Below are 22,102 nucleotides of genomic sequence, written 5' to 3' on the forward strand. Positions count from 1 at the left end.
ATCACCTCGCTTCCCCCGAAGGATTGGGGTCGTTGGCCATCAGAACCACGGTAATATTATCGTCTCCGCCGGCTTCCAGCGCCTTATGAACTAAGCGGTCAGCCTTCCCGTCCAAATCGGCATCCGATTTCAGAACGAGTTCAAGCTCCTCCTTGGGCACGGCTCCGCTCAATCCGTCCGTACAGATCAGGACAATATCTCCGTCGGACCATTCCGTCTGAATAATGTCCACATCCACCTCAAGCTCGGTCCCAAGCGCCCTCATCAAAATATTTCTGCGCGGATGCCGCTCGGCTTCCTCCTCCGTAATTTGGCCCGTTCTGATCAGGACGTTGACCAGCGAATGGTCCTCGGTCAATTGCCGGAAATGACCGCCCTGCAGCAAATACGCACGGCTGTCGCCGATATGCCCCAGAATCAGGCGCTCCCGGTCGGCCAGCGTAACGATGGCTGTCGTTCCCATACCGCTGTATTCCACCGTTCGCGATGCCGCTTCGAAAATCGTGCGATTGGCCTCAAGCACGGCTTTTTTGACCGTTTGCCCGCATTCCTCGGGGCCCGACCCCGGCTGCAGAGTACGGACGAGAGATTCCTGAATGGTCTCAATGGCCAACTGACTGGCGATATCTCCGGCTTTATGACCGCCCATGCCGTCAGCGACAACCGCCAGCGCATAACCGTTACAATCGGCCATCACCGCGGCGCGATCTTCATTCACCATCCGAATCCGGCCGACATCGCTTCGGTTAGCTATCCTCATTCTTCATCACCTCTTACTGGTCTCCAAATGCTTCGCGCGTAGCTGCCCGCAAGCGGCAGCAATATCGCTTCCCTGCTCCCTGCGAATCGTTGTGTTGATCTTATGCTTCTCCAGAATGCGCTGGAAAGCAAAGATGTCTTCCCGCGGCGTGCGGACAAATTTACGCTCCACGACATGGTTAACGGGAATGAGATTGACATGACAAAGCGGGATTTCCTGCAGAACCTGGGCCAATTCCTCCGCATGCTCCGGCTGGTCGTTGACACCGCCCATCAGAGCATATTCGAAAGTCAGCCTCCTGCCCGTTTTGTTCACATAATATTTGCAGGCCTCGATCAAATCTGCGAAAGGATACCGCCGATTGACGGGCATTAGCTTGGACCGCAGCGCATCATTCGGAGCGTGGATAGAGATTGCGAGACAGATTTGTGTCTCCTCATCGGCAAATCTGTAAATATGGGGGACAATGCCGCTGGTCGATACCGTAATATGTCGCTGTCCGATGTTCAAGCCTTTATTATGGGTCATGATGCGAAGGAAGGTCATCATCGCATCATAATTTTCGAACGGTTCCCCGATTCCCATAATGACGATGCTGCTCACTCTTTCTCCGACTGCATCCAGAAGCTGCTGAGCCTTGACGATTTGCGCCACGATCTCGCCCGGGGCGAGATTCCGCTTCAGTCCGCCCAGGGTGGAAGCACAGAAGGTACATCCGATCCGGCAGCCTACCTGCGTGGTCACACATACACTGTTGCCGTAACTATGCTTCATAATAACCGTCTCGATAGCATGCTTATCCCCAAGTTCGAACAGAAACTTGACCGTGCCATCTTTGGATTTCTGCTGGGCAATCTCCTTCAAGGTGACAAACTGGAATTCCTCTTCCAGCTTCTCCCGAAGGGCTTTGGGAAGATTGGTCATAGCCTCGAAGGACTCTACCCTCTTGACATACAGCCAGTCAAAAATTTGACCCGCACGAAAGGAAGGAAGCCCGTTCTCTTTCATCCACTGCTGCCAGCCTTCCCATGTTAAATCATATACAAATGGTTTCATTATAGGATCACAACCTGTTTTTTCAAATATTGTTGCTAATCCCGTCTATTTTATCATAAAAGTTGGGATGGAAACACTTTTGCTGTCTGATCTGTTCTTACAGCGATAAGGACCACCTTATCAAAGTCGGAACTGCGTCCGTCGGAATGCAATGGGGATGACACGGCGCAAGACATAGAGATAGAACAAGTGCACCTTTATTCAGGTACACTTGTATGAAGTGGTCAGGCCTTTTTTTGCAGTCGGGCAATAAAAAAACCGTCGCTGTTATAATCTTGGGGAAGCAATTGCAGCATGCCTTCCCGCCACCTGCTTTCCGGCAGGTGCAACGGCTCTTGGGAAGGCGTCCATGCCGCCACAGAAAATTTCGGATGACGCTCCAGGAAGGAACGGATCTGCCCTTCATTTTCATTATATTCGATCGTGCAGGTGCTGTAGACAAGAATTCCGCCCGGCTTCAAGAGCGGATGCACCGCCTCCAGCAGCTCCTTCTGAACCCGCGCTACAGCATCGGTCTCGGACTCGCTTTTGGCCCATTTCAGATCCGGCTTGCGGCGGATCACTCCCAGTCCCGAGCAGGGAGCGTCCAGCAGAATGCGGTCGAATGTGCCGGGCGGGAAACGTTCGCTCAGCTTTCTCGCATCCGTAACGACGGTATGAATGCAGGTAAGCTGCAGCCGCTCAGCCTGCTCACGAATCAGCTTTTCTTTATGCTCATGAACATCGCAGGCGATCACTTCCCCATCGTCGTTCATTCTTTCCGCCAGATGGGTCGTTTTGCCGCCGGGGGCTGCGCAGCAATCCAGCACCTTCATGCCCGGCGAAGGCGCCACCGCATCCGCCACGAGCATGGAGCTCTCGTCCTGGATGGTCAATTGGCCGCTTCTATACCATTCGGTATCGGCCATATTTCCGGCTTGCTCTACTACAATGCCGTCGCTGGCCAGCCGCGATGGCTCAGCCTTCACCCCGGCCTCCCTCAACCGCTCCACCATTTGGTCCCGGCTGCTGCGCAGGCTCTGGACGCGAACGCTGGAGCTGGGAGCGGAATTGTTGGCTTCACATATCCTCTCGGCGGTTTCTTCGCCATACTGCTTCACCCAGCGCGCCACCATCCATTCGGGATGGGAGGTCGTAAGCGCAATCCGCCGAACCGGGTCCTCCAGCTCAGGGAGAACAAGCCGGTCCGCCTGGCGCAGAACATTCCTCAATACGCCGTTAACCATCCCGGAAATGCCTCTGTGGCCTTTTTTCTTGGCTAGGTTGACCGCCTCGTTAACGACAGCATGCGATGGGACACGGTCCAGATAATACAGCTGATAGAAGCTGACTCTCAACAAATTCCGCACCCACGGCTCCAGCTTGTCCAGCCCTTTGCTGACAAATTGCCCGAGGAAGTAATCAATCGTAGACCGGTGCTGGATAGTCCCGTAGACGAGCTCTGTCGCAAAGGAAGCCTCCAGGCGGTCCGGCTTATGTTTGCGCAGCATCTGGTTGAGCAGCAGATTGCTGTAGGCCCTTTCCCGGTCTACGCGTGTAAGGATATCCAGAGCGAGCTCACGGGCGGTTGGCTTTGCATGGGCAGGATGGGTTGGTTTCACCCGCGACGCCTCCTTTTATTATCATTCGCCCAGAACGGTGCCGGGTAGCAGTTGTGTTCCCCTTAACACCTGAGCGACTTCCATCGCCTTCTTGCCTGCGGGCTGAATGACCGTCAGCCACAGGCTTCCCTGGCCGGTAGCCACCTCAATCCCTTCCGGAAGAGCCTGAAGTATAGTCCCGGGTGCGGCCGCCGATTGCTTCTCCTGCACATCAGAGGCAGGCTTGCGGCTGGCCCAGATCTTGAGCACCTCTCCGTTCCAGGTTGTGAACGCTCCGGGCATCGGATTCAGGCCGCGAATTTGATTGTACAATTCCGCAGCGGGACGGCTCCAATCGATCCGCTCATCCTCTCTGCGGATATTCGGGGCCAGAGTCGCCTGTCCATGATCCTGGGGCACAGCCTGAATGCGCCCGGCCAGCAAATCGGGAAGCGTGCGCTTCAGCAGATCGGCTCCGGCCAGACTAAGCTTATCGAATAACGTACCGGCGGTGTCCTCATCTTCTATCGGAACCTCCACCCGGCTGATCATATCCCCGGTATCCAGGCCCTCCGCCATATACATAATGGTGACCCCCGTTACCTTCTCTCCCCGCAGAATCGCATGCTGAATCGGCGCTCCCCCGCGATACTTGGGCAGCAAGGAGGCATGCACATTAATACAACCATGCCGCGGGAGCTCCAGCAGCGATTTGGGCACAATCTGTCCATAGGCCGCCGTTACAATCAGGTCCGGCTCGAGATCACGAATCTGCCCGACCGCCTCTGCCGCGCGGATTCGCTCCGGCTGCAGCACGGGAAGCCCATGGGCCAGGGCAACTTCCTTAACCGGAGGAGCGGTCAGCACCCGTTTGCGGCCCTTCGGCCGGTCCGGCTGGGTGACCACCGCCTTGACCGGATAATTATTTTCCAGCAGCATCTTTAAAGAAGGGACGGCGAAATCCGGCGTCCCCATAAATACGATATTCAAGTCAGCCTCAATCCCCCTCTTCCGATTCGCTGCGGTACGTCTTTTCAGCCAGATCGGTGAACAGGACCCCATTCAAATGATCGACCTCATGCTGGATGCAGCGGGCCAGCAAATCGGTTCCTTCCAGCTCGAATTCCTCTCCGTTCCGATTGAGCCCCTTCACCTTTACTCTCTGGGCGCGGCGAACATCGCCGGTCAGCCCCGGAATACTCAAGCACCCTTCCGGTCCGAACTGCTCTCCTTCTCTCTCAATAATTTCCGGATTGATCAGCTCGATCAAGCCGTTCTCATCCCCGACATCCATGACGATGACTCTCTTCAATATTCCGACCTGGGGAGCAGCCAGACCGACCCCTTGGGCGTCATACATCGTCTCGGCCATATCGTCCAGCAATTTGTGTATGTTCGGGGTTATTTTGGGAACCGGCTTAGCTTTTTCCCTCAGTACCGGATCCGGATCTTTAACTATGATGCGCAATGCCATAGGAGCACCATCCTTTATTCAAGTTCAAACATCGTATTCGCCCATCCGCCCGCTACATTAGTAAATACGGGTCGACATCCACGCTGATTTGCAGCCGTTCCTGCCTGACCAGATCGTCGAAGGAGGAGACCGCTTCGCGGACGCGTTCGGAAACAGACGTATCTTTCCGATATTTTATCAGACATTGAAACCGATATCTATCTTTGATGCGGGAAATGGGAGAGGCTACCGGCCCCAATACTTCCATATCCGACAGGACTCCGGTACGGGCCGCTTCCGCAGAGGCCATCTCCTTCACCCGGGCGGCGAACGTTTCCGCCGTTCTGACGAGCAGAGGAATCTGCTCATGCGACAATGTCACCAGGATCATCCGGCAGTACGGAGGATAATCCCTCAGCTTTCTCATCTCCAGCTCGGTGTGCACGAAGGAATGAAAGTCATGCCGACTGGCACATTGAACGCTGTAGTGCTCGGGAGTGTATGTCTGCACGAACACCTCTCCGGGCAGATGATGCCGGCCTGCCCTGCCCGCCACTTGAGTCATCAGCTGGAAGGTTCTTTCCGCCGCACGGAAATCCGGCAGATTGAGCATCGTATCCGCCGCAATCACTCCTACCAATGTCACGTTGGGGAAGTCAAGGCCTTTGGCTACCATCTGCGTGCCCAGTAGGACATCCGCCTGCTGGTTGGCAAATTGGGTCAGCCATTTCTCATGGGCTCCCTTCTCGCTGGTCGTATCAATATCCATCCGGATGACGCGGATTCCAGGGAACAGCTTGGCGAGCTCTTCCTCCACCCGCTGGGTTCCGGTCCCGAAGTAACGGATATGCTCGCTTGCGCAATTAGGGCAAACTTGGGCCTGCCTCTCGGCATAGCCGCAGTAATGGCAGCGAACCGCCTGCGAGCTTTGGTGATAGGTCAATGAAATATCGCAATGAGGGCAGCTTAGCGTATATCCGCAAGTGCGGCACATGACGAAAGTGGAATAACCTCTGCGGTTAAGCAGCAGAACCGTCTGTTCCTTGCGCTGCAGCCGCTGTTCGATAGCGTTGTATAACGGCCGGCTGAACATGGAACGATTGCCGTCCTTGAGTTCGCTTCTCATATCTACAATATGCACCGGAGGCAGGGGGCGTCCTTCCACCCGGTCCTTCATGACCAGCAGACGATACTTGCGGCTGGCCGCCAGGGCTTCCTCATCCGCATCCGGATGATCCGGCTTCTCTTCCGCCGCTCTCGCATAGCTCTCGAGCGAAGGGGTGGCGGAACCCAGCACCACCGCCGCACCGAAATAACGGGCCCTACGAATGGCCACTTCCCGTGCATGATACTTGGGACTGTCTTCCTGCTTATAGCTCGATTCGTGCTCCTCATCGAGAATGATCAAGCCAAGTCTGGTGAAAGGGGCAAAAACCGCAGAGCGCGCACCGATGGCCACCTTCACTTGACCAAGCGTAATTTTGCGCCACTCATCATATCTTTCTCCTTGTGACAGACGGCTGTGCAGAACGGCCACCTGATCGCCAAACCTTCCCTTGAACCTCTCCACCATCTGGGGAGTCAGAGAAATCTCCGGAACGAGCACGATGGCTTCCCTGCCGAGGTCAAGGCACTGCTGAATGGACTGCAAATAGACTTCCGTCTTGCCGCTTCCGGTAACCCCATGCAGCAGAAATACCCGGTGAACAGAGTTCGTCAGGGAACGCGAGATCGAGCCGAACACCTTCTCCTGTTCCGGTGTGAGAGGCAGCGGGGCCGTCCGCCGGAAGTCCCTGTCCGCATAGGGGTCGCGGAATACTTCCACCTCCCGGATCGAGATCCAGCCTTTATCCGCCAATCCTTTGACCGTGCCGGCCCCGACCCCGAGCTTCTTGGTCAATTCCGCGAGCGGCACCGGATGCGGGTTGCTTCGCAGATAGTCGAGCACATCCTTCTGCCGGGCCGCCCTGGCCGGAAGCTCTCCCGCATACTGCTCCAGCAGCTCCGGCGGTTCGGGAGGATATACTGTAAGCAGCTTCTTCCGGCCGACCCGGTCGCGAATCGAATTCGTCTCGCTGAACCGGCCTTTGCGTATCTGCTCCTTGATCCATTCTCCCTCTCCCGGATAGCGTTGGATGAGGTCATCCAGCGGCACACTGCCCTTCGCTTCCAAATACCGGATCAACTCGAGCTGCCGTGGAACAAGAAAAGCCAGCTCCGACTCCTCATACGGTTCCAGCCGTACCAGCCGCTCGTATTTCGCTTTCAGTGCACCCGGAATCATCGCTTGCAGCGCGGTAATTTCATGGCATAGATAGGTGCGGCTGATCCAGCGCCCCAGCTCCACCAGCTCCGGAGTCAGCGGAGGGTGGGCATCCAGAACACCCGCAATATCCTTCAGTTTGCCGGCGGCCACGTCGGGCCGTTTCGTCAAGTCGACGACAAAGCCCTGAACCGTGCGATTGCCGAATGGAACACCTACCCTGCTGCCTACTTCCACCCACGGAATCAGCGCAGGGGGAACGAAATAGTCATAAGGGCGGTTCGTCTGCCGGGAGGGCACATCGACAATAACCTTGGCATACATTTAACGCTTCCCTCCCGCAGATGGGAGGCGTTCCGCCGCGAGCTTCAGCAGATGCCGGGCGACCTCGCGCTTGGACAGAATCGGCAGCCGCTCCACATTCCCGTCCTTGTCCAGCAGAGTAACGATGTTCGTATCCGTACCGAAGCCGGCTCCTTCGAGAGTGACATCGTTGGCCACCATCAAATCGCAGTTTTTGCGACGCAGCTTGTCCAGACCGTTCGCCTCCAGATCATTCGTTTCCGCGGCGAAGCCGATGACGTACTGCTTGGTTTTCCGCTCTCCGATTTGTTGCAGAATATCCGGATTTTTGACCAGCCGGATGGTCATTTCCTCGTCTTTCTTCTTGATCTTGACGGGGGAGGCTTCAGCCGGACGATAATCGGCCACAGCGGCCGCCTTGATAACAATATCGACGTCTTTCAGCCTTTCCATAACAGCCGATAGCATATCCAATGCGGAAACAACCGGAACGAACTCCACTCCTTCCGGTCTGGGCAGAGAGGAAGGTGCGCTGATCAGAACGACCTCCGCCCCCATCCCCCGGGCCTCTTCGGCAACAGCATAGCCCATCTTGCCGGAGGAATCGTTCGACAGGTAACGAACCGGATCCAGCCTCTCCACTGTCCCGCCGGCCGTCACCAGCACCTTCTTGCCCTGCAGGGGAAGATCCGGCTGCAGCATAGCAACGATCGCTTCATAAATCTGCTCCGGCTCCGCCAAACGGCCTTTGCCCACATAGCCGCATGCTAACTGGCCTTCTCCGGGCTCGATAAAGCGTACCCCCCGTTCTCGAAGGGTTTCCATATTGTTAAGCACCGCCGGGTGCTCGTACATATGTACATTCATCGCGGGGGCGGCAAGAATGGGGGCCGTCGTAGCCAACAGTGTCGTGCTTAACATATCGTCCCCGATGCCCAGTGCCATCTTGGCTAATATATTGGCCGTAGCGGGAGCGATAACGACCAAATCCGCATGATCGGCCAAATCGATATGGGAAACAACGGACGGGTCCTTCTCCTCGAACGTATCCGTCATGACATGATGCCTGGAAAGAGTCTGAAACGTTAACGGCGCTACAAACTTCACAGCCGATTCGGTCATGATCACTCTGACATCGGCCCCAGCCTGCGCGAGCTTGCTGCACAGCGATACCGCTTTGTAGACAGCAATCCCGCCGCTTACGCCCAGCAGAATCGATTTCCCTTTCAAAATCATGCTTCTCATCCTTTCTCCACGTCCATTATAATCCGGCAAACCAGACAAGCTTCCTTCGTTATAAACATTATCTAGGCATTCCAGGCAGCAAGGATAAACGGCCGTCGCCGTCCTTAGGACAGGCGCGTTTACCGATGAAATATAAGAACAGGTATATGGCGAAACTTATACTTTTTTTAAATAAGCACCCAAAAAATGACGTGCCGCCTCCGAAGCATATTCTGTCCGCATCCTACCGGGGTTGGCGTTTAAACCATCCTCCAAGCTCCGTCACTTTATACAATTTCGACCTCACACCCATGCTTGCAGAAAAAAATAACAACCTCGAAGGGTTGTTCAAGCATTGCAGGCAGAAGATGCCGTTATTCGTTCTTATGATCTAGTTTCTCGTAATAAATATAATCGGCATATAATTCTTCCAGGGCGACTCCTACCGGCTTGTGTGATTTGGGATTCTCCAGCTCCGAGACGGCCCCCTCCCTCAGCATTCTGGCCCGCTTGGCCGCGGCCACCACCAGGGAATATTTACTGTCTACTTTGGTTAACAGCTTATCGATAGATGGATATAGCATTTACAGCACCTCTTCGATCCATTTTTTTATTTTGGGAAGATACCGCTCTTTCTTGCAGTGTTCGGCGACCATAATTGAGCGGATACGGTTGCAGGCAGCTTCGACCTTATCGTTGACAATGATGTAATCATAATGCTCGGATAAGCTGATCTCCTCCACTGCGGCCGTCATCCGCTTACGGATCGTCTCCTCCGATTCGGTGCCCCGGTTTGTAATGCGGTTCTGCAGTTCGTCTATCGAAGGAGGAAGCAGGAAGATAAAGACGCCTTCCGGGAACTTCTCTTTCACCTTAAGCGCTCCCTGTACCTCAATCTCCAGAATGATATCTTTGCCGGATGCCAAAGTCTGTTCTACAAATGCTTTAGGCGTTCCATAATAATTACCCACATATTCCGCCCACTCCAGAAGCTCCTCATTATCAATCATGGACAGAAATTGCTCCCGGGTCTTAAAAAAGTAATTGACCCCGTCGATTTCGCCTTCCCGAGGAAGCCTCGTGGTAGCGGAAACTGAATAAACGAGGTCTTTGGACATGGAGCGAAGAGCAGAGCAAACCGTCCCCTTCCCTACCCCGGAAGGTCCGGAAAGAACAATGAGAATCCCTCTTTCTTCGCCTCCCCACTGACATTCCTTATTCGTCATGATCATCTTCCTTGTTGGAGAGTCGGTGGGCCACCGTTTCCGGCTGAACTGCAGACAAGATGACGTGATCGCTATCCGTAATAATAACTGCCCGGGTACGCCTTCCATAAGTAGCGTCTATCAGCATATGACGGTCCCGCGCCTCCTGTATTATTCTTTTAATGGGTGCAGATTCCGGACTGACGATCGATATGATCCGGTTGGCGGAAACAATATTGCCGAACCCGATATTAATAAGTTTAATAGCCATTCTGTTCCTCCCAAAAGTTTTGCCCTGACATCGCCTTCTCAAACGTCTGTCTGGGTTCGTCAACAAGAAAACAAAGCATATCAACCGTTGAAAAAGCGGTTCGTGCCCCCTGCGCCGCAAGGATAAACGGCTATCGCCGTCCTTTGGACAGGCGCGTTTACCGATGAATTATAAGAACAGGTATAAGGTGAAACTTATATTTTCTTATATTTCAAGTAAACCCGGCAATGATAACCCTCTTATAAAGCTATTCCCTCTGCCGGGGGGGCCGGCTTTTCAATTATGCTAATCGCCATAAGCGCTATGCCTTCCGGATATCTATTTAAACGAGTGTGACAAGCAGCATATCTCTATTCTAAATTCTGAACCTGCTCGCGGATTTTCTCCATTTCCGCCTTCATTTCTACAACGAGTGCGGCAATTTCCGCCGAATTCGCTTTGGAGCCAATCGTATTGGCTTCCCTGTTCATTTCCTGCAGTAAGAAATCCAGCTTGCGGCCGGCAGGTTCCGACCCTTCTCCTATACGATCGAAATGATCGAAATGACTCTTCAATCTGGTGATTTCTTCCATAATATCGGCTTTATCCGCGATTAATGCCACTTCCAAAGCCAATCTTTGTTCATCTATCGAACGATCCTCTAATAAAGTGCTCAGTCGCTGCTTTAACTTGCGATGATAATCGTCAACGACTGCAGGCGCCAATTCCTCAAGAAGCGCAACCCGTCTTCTTAAGCTCAGTAATCGCTCTTTAATATCCGCATGCAAATGAGCCCCTTCTGTTTCTCTCATAGCAGCAAGCTGCTCCAGCGCTTCCTGAAGAGCATCCGTCATGGCCTCCTCGACCAGATGAATTTCGTCGGCGTCTTCCTTGAAAGCCAGCAGATCGGGAATGGACAGCAGGTCCTGGATCGCGAGCTTCCCATCCAGCGAATATTTGTCCGCCAATTGCCGCGATGCGGCCAAATAGGCATCTGCAAGAGGCCAGTTGATCTCCGCCTTCTGAACGGATGCGGAATCCCGCTCCATAAGAATGGACAATTCCAGCCGGCCGCGAGTAATCTTCCCCTGAATCAGCTTCTTCAAGCGCTCTTCCATATAGCTCCACTGCCGGGGAATACGGACTACAGTTTCCAGAAAACGATGGTTGACGGACTTGAGCTCCAACTGGATTCCGTACCCGCCCGCCTGACGCAAAGCTTGTCCGAATCCGGTCATACTGCGCAGCATCTGCATCACATCCATACCATATTTTAATTGATTTTACTTGCCGGTACAAGGGGGTGAGAACGATTGGTCTTGCTCCAGACGTACCTTGTCAGCTCCGCGGTCATTTCATAGTAAAGCATCGGCGTCATGAAGTAAAATCCTTTAAAATACTTTAACGCTGTATCGATAAGCTCCTTGGCTATTTCGACCCCTTCTCTTCTTCCTTCTTCCCGTTCCAGCCCCTTCATCCGCTGCCTTACCTCGTCGGAAATCCGGATTCCCGGCACCTCGTTATGCAGAAACTCGGCATTCCTTCCGCTGACGAGCGGCATAATTCCGATAAAGATCGGAACGCGGATGTGCTTCGTCGCTTCATACAGTCTTTCTATCATCTCGGGCTCATATACCGGCTGCGTCATGAAATAGTCGGCTCCGGCCTCGATTTTCTTCTCCATCCGCGCCACGGCTCTCTCGATATATTTCACATTCGGGTCGAATGCGGCGCCGATGACGAAATTGGATTTATGCTTGAGAGCCTTGCCGGAGTAGGCTATTCCTTCATTCAATTGCTTCGCCATCCGGATCAATCCGAACGAATTGAGATCATAGACGGAGCTTGAGCCCGGCAGGTCCCCGAATTTGGCCGGATCGCCGGTCAGACAGAGAATATGATCCATCCCCATGGCATGCAGACCCATCAAATGAGATTGCATTCCGATAGAGTTGCGGTCCCGGCAAGCTATATGAACAAGCGGCCGGATGCCCAGCTTCTCCTTGACCAAATACCCGGTAGACAGGTTGCTCATCCGGGTCATGGCCAGCGAGTTATCGGCCATCGTGATCGAATCGACCCCCGCTTCCGCAAGCGCCGCCGCTCCTTCCATAAATTTGTCAATGGACAGTCCTCTGGGCGGATCCAGCTCCACAATGATCGTATGCCGCTCGCGAACAAGATCGACGATCGTCGGTTCCGTCCCTCCCGGTTCTCCTGCGCTGACGGACGGATTCAGCCGATCTGCTGCCGGCTTGGCCTCCACCTTCAACCCGACCGCTTCAGGCCGTGCCCCTGTGCCTTCGGTCTCCAACGCTCCATCCTGGTTCCGGCCCAGCCGGTAACCGTCCAGCGCTTGGGCGATCGCGGCAATATGGTCCGGAGTCGTGCCGCAGCAACCTCCGATGATGCGCGCGCCGCGGTCCGCGAAGCGGAGCGCTGTGTCGGCCAGATATTGCGGAGTGGCGGTGTATGTGAACTGCCCGTCCACAAGCCCGGGCAATCCGGCATTGGGGAACACCGAGAACGGCAGTCCTTCTATCGGCCGCAGCTTATCCAGCGCGCGGAGAATGCCCATAGGCCCGCTGTGGCAATTGAATCCGACCACATCGGCTCCGGCTTCCTTGAGTTTGACGAAGGCCTCTTGCAGAGGTACGCCGTCCTTCGTTACGCCTCCGCCTTCGGTGGCGAATTGACAAATAACCGGAATCTGGCTCGCGCGGCGAATCCACTGCAGGGCCAGCAAGATTTCTTCCAACTCGTAGAAGGTTTCGAGCAGAATGCCGTCGACATTTTCCTCCAGCAAAGCTTCCAATTGTTCAACAAGGTCCGCTTCGATTTGCTCGCGGGTCAGGCTTTTGCGCTTGCCTCCCCGTACCGGGCCGACAGCCCCTACGACATATGCGTCTGTCCCGGCGGCCTGGCGTGCCAGAGCAACCCCTGCCCGGTTGATCGCCGACACTTCTTGCTCCAAACCGTATTTAGACAAATTTTCCCTATTCGCGGAGAAAGTATTCGTCTCTATCAAACGGGCACCGGCCTCGTAATACTTGCGGTGCACATCCTTAATAACCTCCGGCTTGGTCAGGTTGAACTCCTCGTAGGAGACACCAATGGGAAACCCAAGCTGATACAGATATGTCCCCATAGCCCCATCGCCGGTTATGATCTGCTCCTGAAGAGCCTGTTTTAAATTCGGCCTCATTCCTCATCCCACCCATTATGCATCTTATCCAGCAGTTTCTCTCTATCTGCATTGAACTCATTATAGCGAAGCCGATATCGGGGAACTCGATGGAGGCGGCTCCATCGGATTATAGCAGTCTATGTGCAAAGTTCTCCCTCCGATAAGGCACTGCCAAAACAACAGAACGGACCGGCGGCTTGCAGTCCGGACAACCGGGGACTGCTATCCGCCGGACCGGCCGGCTTGACTACTTCAATATTAAGACTAAATCCCGCTGGATACCGTGTTATTCACCGAAATTTATAGTTGTGCCACTATCATATCGTAAAAGATCGGGAATGCATAGCCTTTTCTGCCTAAAAGAATGGATCTCCCGGCATTAAAGCGGTTATTGCCGCTTCTGCCCGTTTCCTGCCCGCGATCCTAACGTTGCCGCGCCTTCCCGTGAAGTAATTATCTCGTAATCGGTCTCGAGGTGTAACGCGCTCCCTTCTTATTGGAACGACCGGACATAATGCTGCCGAGTCCCATCAGGAAGGTAGGTATGGAGGCCATAATCAGCACGAGCACCCAATCGGCGAAGTTCAGGCTGACCGTTTTGAAAATTGGCTGGAGTGCTTCAATATACACGACTCCGAGCAGCAGCACGATGGAGGATAGGACCGACAGCACCAGGTACTTGTTCTGCAGCGGATTGCGATGAAAGATTGAGCGGGAGCTGCGGCAGTCGAATACATGAATGAGCTGAGCCATCACCAGCGTGGCAAATGTAACGGTCTGCGCTTTCATCAGATGACCGGGATCACCGGGATTCTGGCGAAGCGTCAGCCAGAAGGCCGCAAGCGTACACAGACCGATCAATACTCCGCGGCTGATGATTTTCCATCCCAGCCGGCGTGCAAATATATTTTCTCTGGCCGGACGGGGCTTCTGCTGCATCAAATCCTTCTCGGCCTGATCGACGCCGAGCGCCATAGCCGGGAGCCCATCCGTAACCAGATTGACCCACAAGATTTGGATCGGCACGAGCGGCAGCGGCAGCCCTGCCATCATCGCCAGGAACATCGTCAAAATTTCCCCTACATTAGATGCAAGCAAATAGCGGATAAATTTCCGGATATTCTCATAAATTCCCCGTCCCTCTTCAATGGCGGCGACGATGGTGGCGAAATTGTCGTCGCTGAGAATAAGAGCAGAGGCTTCTTTGGAGACATCCGTGCCGGTAATGCCCATGGATATGCCGATATCGGCCGCCTTGATGGCCGGGGCATCGTTGACGCCATCTCCGGTCATGGCCACGACATGACCTTTCTTCTGCAGCGCTTTGACAATCCGCAGCTTATGCTCCGGAGATACCCTTGCATAAACGTAGATCTGCTCCACACTCTTATCAAGCTGCTGGTCCGACATAGAGCTGAGCTGCGCCCCGTTGACAACGAGTCCGTTGGCCGGAAGCATTCCCAATTGCTTGGCGATCGCCTCCGCCGTCGTTTGATGATCTCCCGTAATCATTACCGTGCGTATGCCGGCTTTCTTGCATTTATGAATCGCTTCACGCACTTCTTTGCGCGGCGGATCGATCATTCCCGCCAACCCGATAAAAACAAGATTCTTCTCGGCATCCTCTTCGCTCTGGCAAGAATCCGCGGACTTAAGCTCCCGGTATGCCATTCCCAGCACCCGCAGCGCAGACTTGGCCATTCCTTCGTTGGCGGCAAGCACCTTCTGCTTCATCGTATTGGTGAACGGGATGACCTTGTTGTCCCATAACACATAATTGCATCGCTCTATCAGCATATCCGGGGCACCCTTGGTGTAGATCACCCGGCCGCCTGAATCGCTGACCACGACGGACATCCGTTTGCGTTCGGAGTCGAAGGGAAATTCCTTAATCCGCTCCGTCTCCCCGGGCTCAGACGAGTTTAGTATTCCGGCCTTGGCACTCAGGACAACCAGCGCTCCTTCGGTGGGATCCCCGTTAATATTCCAAGTGGCGGCTTCCTCGCCCTTCGCTTTTTTGCCCTTGCTTTCCTGCGGGCGAATCTCTACCAGCCTGGCATTATTACAGTAGGCAGCCACTTTAAGAAAGCGGTCGAGCATCGGTTCCCGGGCCGCATCCAGCTTCTTGCCCTCATAGACGATTTCCCCCTTGGGCTCGTAGCCCTCTCCGGTCACCTCCAGCAGCCGCCCGCCAAGCCAAATGTGCGTGACGGTCATCTTGTTTTGGGTTAGCGTCCCTGTTTTGTCCGAGCAAATCACCGAGGCGCAGCCCAACGTTTCTACAGAGGGCAGCTTGCGTACGATCGCTTTGCGCTTGATCATCCTCTGCACTCCCATAGCGAGCGCTATCGTCACTATGGCTGGCAGGCCTTCGGGAATTGCCGCCACCGCGAGCGTAACTCCCGCCAGGAACATTCCGTAGGCAGGCTGGCCATGGGTCAACCCGGCAACGACCACCATAACGGTCAAGCCAAGGGCGACGAGAATGAGGATTTTCCCCAGCTGCTCCAGACGATACTGCAGAGGGGTCTGCATCTCCTCTGTATTCTGAATCAGGTCGGCAATTTTGCCCATTTCGGTCTCCATCCCGGTCCGGATGACGACTCCCCTGGCCGTGCCTCGGGTAATAAGCGTCCCCTTAAAGCCAAGATTACGCTGATCCCCTACCGGAAGCTCCTCGCCAACGAGCCGTTCCTCCATTTTGCTGACCGGAACGGATTCTCCTGTCAAGGCCGACTCTTCCACATATAATCCATTGGCGGCCAGCCAACGGACATCGGCCGGAACCCGGTCACCGCTTTCCAGCAGAACAATGTCGCCCGGAACCAATTCAACCGCCGCCAGATGCAGCAGGTTTCCATCCCGGATGACTTTGGCCGTCGGCGCCGAAAGCTCCTTCAATGCCTGAAGGGACCGTTCCGCTCTGAACTCCTGAATGAACCCCAGCACACCATTCATCAAAATAATGGCAATGATCGTGATGGCATCCAGGTATTCCCCCAGCAATCCGGAGATTAGCGTCGCCCCCATAAGCACAAGAACCATGAAATCTTTGAACTGGTTTAAGAATAACGTCACCGGCGATATTTTCTTCCCTTCCGCCAATACGTTATCCCCAACCGCCGCACGGCGTTTTTCCGCCTCGACTTGTGTCAGCCCTTGCCCGCTATCGGTCTCCAGCAGCTGCAGCGTTTCGTCCACGGACATCTGGTACCATTTTTTCTGACTCATCCGAATTTCCCTCCTACTGTTTTGCCCTGGCAAAGCTTCCTAGATCCTCTCGGACAGACTTCTAGAGTAAATCTATTCAGACGAGCTGCAAAATATCCCTGTTTGTCCCTTCTTAATAAGAATTTATAACTCAACTTTCGCAGTTTGAAATAGGCAAGTGAGCCTTGATATAGATGGGTAAACCAGCAATCCAATCGAGGAGTTGACGGATTACGTCTTGCTTGTTCCGTTTGGTTTTGGCTGCGGCAATCTCCATGAAAAATTGAAAAATGCCATCAGTTGCTGGAGCGCCGTAACTGAACGACTACCGGCTAAAGCCGGTAGTCGTTCAGTTCAATAGGCGTTTTCCGTAAAAAAAGATGCATGCTCTTTTGTGGTTTTGTGGGCAAAGGCCGGAGGTGGGCATGCATGGAGACGGACCAACCACCACGCGGGGGCCGGGAGCTTTCACATACAACGTACTATAACGCTTTCCTGGCGCTTTACGAAGAAAGCGGACAGAACCGGAGCGGGAGTGAGCTTTCCCGACACGTATTACGGAGAAAGCCCGACAGCCGGAGCAGATCGCGCTTTCCCGGCATGCATTGTAGTGAAGATATTTTTTGATTTCAGCTGTTCCAAGTAGGACTGGCGATAATGGCGCTTCTAACTGTATTTTGTATATTTTGTACAGTTAAATTCAAGCGAATGGGCGAAAATGATCAAACTACCTGAAAAAAACTACAGTTAAAATGGGCAACTTTGGGCGAAACGGCTGTTTTGGCGCAAACTAACTGTAGGTTTAAGGCTGTCGATGTGGAAAAGGTGTTCAACTGGATGATTGTAATAGTAAAAGCAAAATTGTGTAGCATCAATGAAACTAGTAATGGATAAAAGCGTAAACGGAACTGGGAGATCTTATTTCGTCAAAATAGGCGTTTTTTTTAGACTAACGGAACCAGACGCGCTTATTTCATAAAATTATCCTACTTTCGCCTGAATTTCTTGGGAATAAGGTCATCTAGTTCCGTTAAAATGACCGAAAGGCCCTCTTGGAGAGATTAAGGTCGTCTGGTTCCGTTAAAACCAAATCGTGCAGGTTTCCATGATCATAATCGTATACCATTAATCGACAGCCTCGGTTTTCCATTTAATATTTCTATTTCTCCCGAATGTAGAAATCTAACTGGATGAAAATGAAATCCATTTAGACCCCCATGCCTCTGGCAGCGACACCATCAGATGATGAAAAATAGACTGATTTTATAGGTAGTTGTGCCATTGCGCTTGCAACGTGCCAGCAGACGGTGAAATAGATGGATTTTCAAGGTAGTATTCAATTTTCACATAATGAAGGTAGCGTCAAGAAGTTTGTGTCAGCCGCAGGGTTATCCAGCCCCTGGACAGCCCGTCCGGAACGATGGATAAGAAATTTATTATGTTTAAGCTCGGTGGAGGACGCAGCCCAAGCGAAGGCGCGGGAAGCGGCTTTTTATTCTACTTTCGGGCCATCATCCATTTTTTTGGGATTTTCCTTTATCTATAAGGGATCCCGGTAATCTGAGTCTGCGAAAGTTGAATTATACGTTCCGGGGCTCCCCGAAAAGTAACCGGAATAAGCATCGAAAGCTATACGCCACACTCGGCGGTCTCATTACTGCAATAGGCGGGGGCGGTTGGTGGGTCGGGATCTCGCGAACGAGTACAATAAGTGAACGACCCTTAACCCGTTCATTTGGAGGGATTGCCGCTGGAGGAGTCGCGGTAAACGAAGTCGGCACAACGGTCACAATATCATCCCCGATGGTGACCGACAGGTCATGATGCTTGTGGGGTTATTTTAATTTGCAAGCCCGGGGCAAAAACAATATAATGATTCCCGGCCTTTCCTTCGGGGGCATAAGTGTGGCATCATTAGAGGTGCAGTCCGACATATTAATGGAGTGATAAATTATGGCATTAGACGGAATCGTCGTCCGCGCGATCGTTCACGAGCTGCAAGCCTGCGTCGGAGGCCGGATCGGGAAAATCCATCAGCCTTCCGCACATGACATCCTGCTGCATATCCGGTCGCACGGCAATAATTATAAATTGCTGCTGTCCGCCAACCCGACCTATCCCCGGGTACATCTGACGGAGGCCCCATTTACGAATCCGATGGAGGCCCCGATGTTCTGCATGTTGATGCGCAAATACTGCGAGAACGGAACGATCGAATCGATCACTCAGGACGATCTGGAAAGAGTGATCCGCATCCAAATCAAGCATCGGAACGAGTTAGGAGATTTGAGCTCCAAAACGATTCTGGTGGAGCTCATGGGCCGCCACAGCAACATTATTCTGCTCGATTCGGCGGCTGAAGTCATTCTGGACGGCATCCATCATGTCACGCCGGCCATAAGCAGTTACCGGGTTGTCCTGCCCGGCAGCAAATATACGGCCCCTCCCGCACAGAACAAAGCGAATCCGTTGAGGGAAAATGAAGCCTCCTTTCGCCTTAACATGGAGCGGATGGAAGCTAGCGGAGAGAAGCAGACTGACAAGCCCGAGCAGTTGCTGGTCCGTTCGTATAGCGGGCTCAGCCCGCTTCTGGCGAAAGAGATAGTCTACCGCGCAGGCGGCCGTCTCGATAGCGAGTCGCTGTGGGCGGAGTTCCACTCCTTGATGAGGAGCTTTAAGAAGAATGAGTACGAGCCTTCCATCGTGACGGAGGATTCCAGCGGCAAGCTGTTTTTCTCGGCTACCCGGCTCACTCATATTCAAGGGGAACGGCAAACATTCAGCTCCATCAGCCAATGCCTGGAGAGCTTCTATGGCAGCAAGGCGGAGCGGGATAACGTCCGTCAGAGAGCTTCCGATTTATTACGGTTTCTGCAGAATGAAAAAACGAAAAACGTCAAAAAGCTGGATAAGCTCCGGGAGACGCTGGAGGAGGCTAAAGAGGCCGACCGGTACCGGATTCTCGGAGAACTGCTGACGGCCTCCATGCACCTGTTTCAAAAAGGGGACAAAAAGGTCGAGGTTGTCAACTATTACGACGAAGAGCAAGGAACGGTCACCATCGAGCTCGATCCGATGCTTACCCCTTCGGAGAATGCCCAGAAATATTTTAGAAGATACACGAAGATGAAGAACAGCCTGACGGTCGTCCAGGAACAGATTGCCGGGACCCGAGAGGAAATCCGCTATCTGGACTCTTTGCTGCAGCAGCTGGATAACGCCGGATTGTCCGATATCGATGAAATCCGCGAGGAGCTCATGGAGCAAGGCTACATTCGGGATCGCGCCCGCAAAGCCCGCAAGAAGAAAAAAAACGGCAAGCCGGTGCTGACTTCATTCCTGTCCAGCGAAGGCGTACCGATTTATGTTGGCAAAAATAATACTCAGAACGAATATTTGACCAACCGCTTGGCGCATTCATCGGATACATGGCTGCATACGAAAGATATTCCCGGTTCGCACGTCGTCATCCGGGGACAATCCTTCGGGGAGGCGACGCTGCATGAAGCCGCAATGCTGGCTGCTTATTACAGCCAGGCAAGGGAATCGAGTCAGGTACCTGTCGATTATACACTCATACGGCATGTCCGTAAGCCGAACGGTGCCAAGCCGGGCTTTGTCATTTATGAACAGCAGAAGACCTTGTTTGTTACGCCGGATGAAGCTCTCATTAAGCAGCTTCCCAGCGGGCAGCAGCCCTAAGCCTGCACAGGGTAACCCGCCGACCTTCAAGCATGGCGTCTTGAAGGCCGGCCGGGGATCCCGGCAGTTACTCTTCTTCGGAATCCGTCTCCTCCAGATCCAAATTTAGGATAATGGTATAGTGGACAGAATCATGCTTGACAACCTGAACCACTTCCACATATTCCGACCCCAGCTCCTCCTCCGCCTGATTGACAAGCTGCTGAAGCCCATCGCTTAATGTTTCTCCTTCTCTCAGGGCCATCTCCGTAAAGTATTGTCTGAGCATCCTTTTTCCCTCCTTGTTTTTGAATTGCTGCTTCCGTCCGTTAATGTTTGCATTTTGCTGTTAAAACATCCAGTATCCCAATGGAATGAACCCTGTCAAATGAAAAAACGCCGGCACATGGCCAGCGCTGCTATGTTGTTTTCTTCTCCAGTTGATCGTTAAGCCATTGCTCTATTCGCTTGGTCGCTTGCTCGGGCGATTCCATATTGGCCCACAGCAAATTCAAATCTTGCCAGATGGCGTCCATCTCTTGCTGACTTAAGTTCAAGGAGCTCATCGGGACCGAGTATGGAAGGACTTCCCTGAACACGTTATAATTCCGGGGATGAATCCCGTCAGTCAACCACTGGTCGTCCTCCGCCACCGATCTCAGCATCGGAATCGTACAGCCCATCTGCTTGGCGGTCGTCTGTGCCTCCTTGGATGCCAGGAAATCAACAAATCGGCGGACCAAAGTCGGGTTGGCGCTGTGCCGGTTAATCCCTACGCCGCTTCCGAGCAGCAGAGAAACCTTCCTCCCTCCAGCCGGAACCGGCAGAACATTCCACGCAAAGTCCGATTGACGAAACTCATTCATATAATAGTAGGTAGTCAGCACCATCGCGACCCGGTCCATCAGAAATAAATGCTCCGCGCTGTTCCGGCTTCCGTGCAGATAGACGGGAGATACATGGTGCTTGTACATCAAATCCACACAAAATTTCAGCGCCTCCACCGTAGCAGGAGAAGAGAAGACCGAACGGCTCCGGTCCGGTTTCATGATGCTCCCGCCATTCTGCAGCATGAAAATCGGCCAACGGTTCGCGCTGGTGGAGAAGCAGAAGCCGAATCGATCGGTTTTACCGTCGTAATTCAGATCTTGCGTACAGCGCTTGGCCGTCTCCAGAAATGAATCCCAGCTTTCAACGGCCTGCCGCGGATCGAGGCCGGCCTCTTCAAACATTCTCTGGTTGTATGCGAGCACGACCGGTGAGAAAAACAGCGGAACGACCTTCTGCTCGCCGCCGTCCTTGAACATATCGAACAGAATCGGATAGCTGTCCCTCCCGGGATCAAGCGATTCCGGCAAATAAGGATCCAGCAAATCGGTTCGATTAAGTTGATGGAACTGCCGGAAATGGAAGTCGGAGACAACGAACAAATCGACGGGAAAGCCTTTGTCAATCATTTGAACTAGGGAGGAGGTATACTCCGATTGGGGCAGCAATGTCAGCTCCACTCGGATGAAAGGGTGAAGGGATTCGTATTGCCGGATCAAATGCTCGATAATCGGAATCTCGTAAGAGCCGGAAAACCAGTATAAATGAATAACGGTTCGCTCCACCTGATCCGACGGCGGCTTGACGCGGTTCCCCTTGCCCGCAATTTTTTCGATTAGCCCCTCTTCCACTAAAGCAGCCAGTACTTTTCGCACGGAAACCCTGCTTAGACCGTATTTCTGGCTTAGCGTATTTTCAGGCAGAATGAATTCGCCCGGCGGGATCGATCCGGTCAAGATCTCATTCCGCAGCTCGTTTTCAAATTTGGCGTAGCGCTCTTGAAACAGATTTCTTCTTCGTAGCAATATGAACCGCTCCTATTTCAACTTACTAATCAGCTCGCAGGTCAAACCGTACCTTCTTGGTTATGTATATATCTTTA

Annotated in this window: 16 protein-coding genes; 1 reads left to right on the forward strand and 15 read right to left on the reverse strand. The window is 53.3% G+C overall.

The window, feature by feature from the left end; translation table 11 throughout:
* Position 1: 1 nt before the first annotated feature.
* The 13 genes from FS806_RS05100 to FS806_RS05160 all read right to left on the reverse strand — a co-directional run bounded on the left by FS806_RS05100 (position 2) and on the right by FS806_RS05160 (position 16,512).
* Positions 2 to 760: a Stp1/IreP family PP2C-type Ser/Thr phosphatase gene (locus FS806_RS05100; protein WP_144933544.1), complete on the reverse strand. Its 759-nt coding sequence runs from the start codon at positions 758 to 760 to the stop codon at positions 2 to 4.
* Between the two features lie 6 nt (positions 761 to 766).
* A complete protein-coding gene (rlmN, locus tag FS806_RS05105; protein ID WP_144933545.1) occupies positions 767 to 1,816 on the reverse strand; it encodes a dual-specificity RNA methyltransferase RlmN in 1,050 nt (349 codons plus the stop codon).
* 224 nt (positions 1,817 to 2,040) lie between these two features.
* Complete coding sequence (gene rsmB / locus FS806_RS05110; RefSeq protein ID WP_144933546.1) at positions 2,041 to 3,417, reverse strand: 16S rRNA (cytosine(967)-C(5))-methyltransferase RsmB; 1,377 nt, start codon at positions 3,415 to 3,417, stop codon at positions 2,041 to 2,043.
* A 21-nt stretch (positions 3,418 to 3,438) separates the two neighbouring features.
* The gene (gene fmt / locus FS806_RS05115; protein WP_144933547.1) at positions 3,439 to 4,386 is read right to left on the reverse strand and encodes a methionyl-tRNA formyltransferase; all 948 of its coding nucleotides are present in this window, start codon (positions 4,384 to 4,386) and stop codon (positions 3,439 to 3,441) included.
* Between the two features lie 7 nt (positions 4,387 to 4,393).
* Positions 4,394 to 4,870, reverse strand: a complete 477-nt coding sequence (gene def, locus FS806_RS05120) for a peptide deformylase (protein WP_144933548.1) — start codon at positions 4,868 to 4,870, stop codon at positions 4,394 to 4,396.
* 52 nt (positions 4,871 to 4,922) lie between these two features.
* Positions 4,923 to 7,436 (reverse strand): primosomal protein N', encoded by a 2,514-nt coding sequence (priA, locus tag FS806_RS05125; protein ID WP_144933549.1) that lies wholly within the window; start codon positions 7,434 to 7,436, stop codon positions 4,923 to 4,925.
* Positions 7,437 to 8,648: a bifunctional phosphopantothenoylcysteine decarboxylase/phosphopantothenate--cysteine ligase CoaBC gene (gene coaBC, locus FS806_RS05130; RefSeq protein ID WP_144933622.1), complete on the reverse strand. Its 1,212-nt coding sequence runs from the start codon at positions 8,646 to 8,648 to the stop codon at positions 7,437 to 7,439.
* A 365-nt stretch (positions 8,649 to 9,013) separates the two neighbouring features.
* The gene (gene rpoZ, locus FS806_RS05135) at positions 9,014 to 9,223 is read right to left on the reverse strand and encodes a DNA-directed RNA polymerase subunit omega (RefSeq protein WP_144933550.1); all 210 of its coding nucleotides are present in this window, start codon (positions 9,221 to 9,223) and stop codon (positions 9,014 to 9,016) included.
* Positions 9,224 to 9,865, reverse strand: coding sequence for a guanylate kinase (gene gmk / locus FS806_RS05140; protein ID WP_144933551.1), 642 nt, complete (start codon positions 9,863 to 9,865; stop codon positions 9,224 to 9,226).
* Complete coding sequence (gene remA, locus FS806_RS05145) at positions 9,855 to 10,115, reverse strand: extracellular matrix/biofilm regulator RemA (protein WP_023483007.1); 261 nt, start codon at positions 10,113 to 10,115, stop codon at positions 9,855 to 9,857. Before remA ends, gmk begins: the two co-directional genes overlap by 11 nt.
* A 350-nt stretch (positions 10,116 to 10,465) precedes the next feature.
* A complete protein-coding gene (locus FS806_RS05150) occupies positions 10,466 to 11,359 on the reverse strand; it encodes a YicC/YloC family endoribonuclease (RefSeq protein ID WP_144933552.1) in 894 nt (297 codons plus the stop codon).
* A gap of 8 nt (positions 11,360 to 11,367) precedes the next feature.
* Entirely contained in the window at positions 11,368 to 13,299 is a 1,932-nt protein-coding gene (locus tag FS806_RS05155; RefSeq protein WP_144933553.1) for a bifunctional homocysteine S-methyltransferase/methylenetetrahydrofolate reductase, read from the reverse strand.
* Positions 13,300 to 13,734: 435 nt separating this feature from the next.
* Entirely contained in the window at positions 13,735 to 16,512 is a 2,778-nt protein-coding gene (locus FS806_RS05160; RefSeq protein WP_144933554.1) for a calcium-translocating P-type ATPase, SERCA-type, read from the reverse strand.
* Between the two features lie 1,932 nt (positions 16,513 to 18,444).
* Here FS806_RS05160 and FS806_RS05165 point away from each other — a divergent pair.
* The gene (locus FS806_RS05165) at positions 18,445 to 20,193 is read left to right on the forward strand and encodes an Rqc2 family fibronectin-binding protein (RefSeq protein ID WP_144933555.1); all 1,749 of its coding nucleotides are present in this window, start codon (positions 18,445 to 18,447) and stop codon (positions 20,191 to 20,193) included.
* A gap of 67 nt (positions 20,194 to 20,260) precedes the next feature.
* Here FS806_RS05165 and FS806_RS05170 read toward each other — a convergent pair whose 3' ends face one another.
* Both FS806_RS05170 and FS806_RS05175 read right to left on the reverse strand, forming a co-directional pair.
* Entirely contained in the window at positions 20,261 to 20,461 is a 201-nt protein-coding gene (locus tag FS806_RS05170; RefSeq protein WP_144933556.1) for a hypothetical protein, read from the reverse strand.
* Between the two features lie 130 nt (positions 20,462 to 20,591).
* The gene (locus FS806_RS05175) at positions 20,592 to 22,025 is read right to left on the reverse strand and encodes an extracellular solute-binding protein (protein WP_144933557.1); all 1,434 of its coding nucleotides are present in this window, start codon (positions 22,023 to 22,025) and stop codon (positions 20,592 to 20,594) included.
* Between the last annotated feature and the right edge of the window lie 77 nt (positions 22,026 to 22,102).

The organism is Paenibacillus sp. 32O-W, assembly GCF_007679495.1.
Taxonomy (GTDB): domain Bacteria; phylum Bacillota; class Bacilli; order Paenibacillales; family NBRC-103111; genus Paenibacillus_L; species Paenibacillus_L residui.

Bases quoted from the DNA above. Each gene is read 5' to 3' on its own strand.
- FS806_RS05100 (WP_144933544.1), bottom strand. From the start codon at position 760: ATGAGGATAGCTAACCGAAGCGATGTCGGCCGGATTCGGATGGTGAAT.
- FS806_RS05165 (WP_144933555.1), top strand. From the start codon at position 18,445: ATGGCATTAGACGGAATCGTCGTCCGCGCGATCGTTCACGAGCTGCAA.
- rpoZ (WP_144933550.1), bottom strand. From the start codon at position 9,223: ATGCTATATCCATCTATCGATAAGCTGTTAACCAAAGTAGACAGTAAA.
- gmk (WP_144933551.1), bottom strand. From the start codon at position 9,865: ATGACGAATAAGGAATGTCAGTGGGGAGGCGAAGAAAGAGGGATTCTC.
- FS806_RS05170 (WP_144933556.1), bottom strand. From the start codon at position 20,461: ATGCTCAGACAATACTTTACGGAGATGGCCCTGAGAGAAGGAGAAACA.
- FS806_RS05160 (WP_144933554.1), bottom strand. From the start codon at position 16,512: ATGAGTCAGAAAAAATGGTACCAGATGTCCGTGGACGAAACGCTGCAG.
- FS806_RS05155 (WP_144933553.1), bottom strand. From the start codon at position 13,299: ATGAGGCCGAATTTAAAACAGGCTCTTCAGGAGCAGATCATAACCGGC.
- rlmN (WP_144933545.1), bottom strand. From the start codon at position 1,816: ATGAAACCATTTGTATATGATTTAACATGGGAAGGCTGGCAGCAGTGG.
- remA (WP_023483007.1), bottom strand. From the start codon at position 10,115: ATGGCTATTAAACTTATTAATATCGGGTTCGGCAATATTGTTTCCGCC.
- FS806_RS05150 (WP_144933552.1), bottom strand. From the start codon at position 11,359: ATGGATGTGATGCAGATGCTGCGCAGTATGACCGGATTCGGACAAGCT.
- priA (WP_144933549.1), bottom strand. From the start codon at position 7,436: ATGTATGCCAAGGTTATTGTCGATGTGCCCTCCCGGCAGACGAACCGC.
- def (WP_144933548.1), bottom strand. From the start codon at position 4,870: ATGGCATTGCGCATCATAGTTAAAGATCCGGATCCGGTACTGAGGGAA.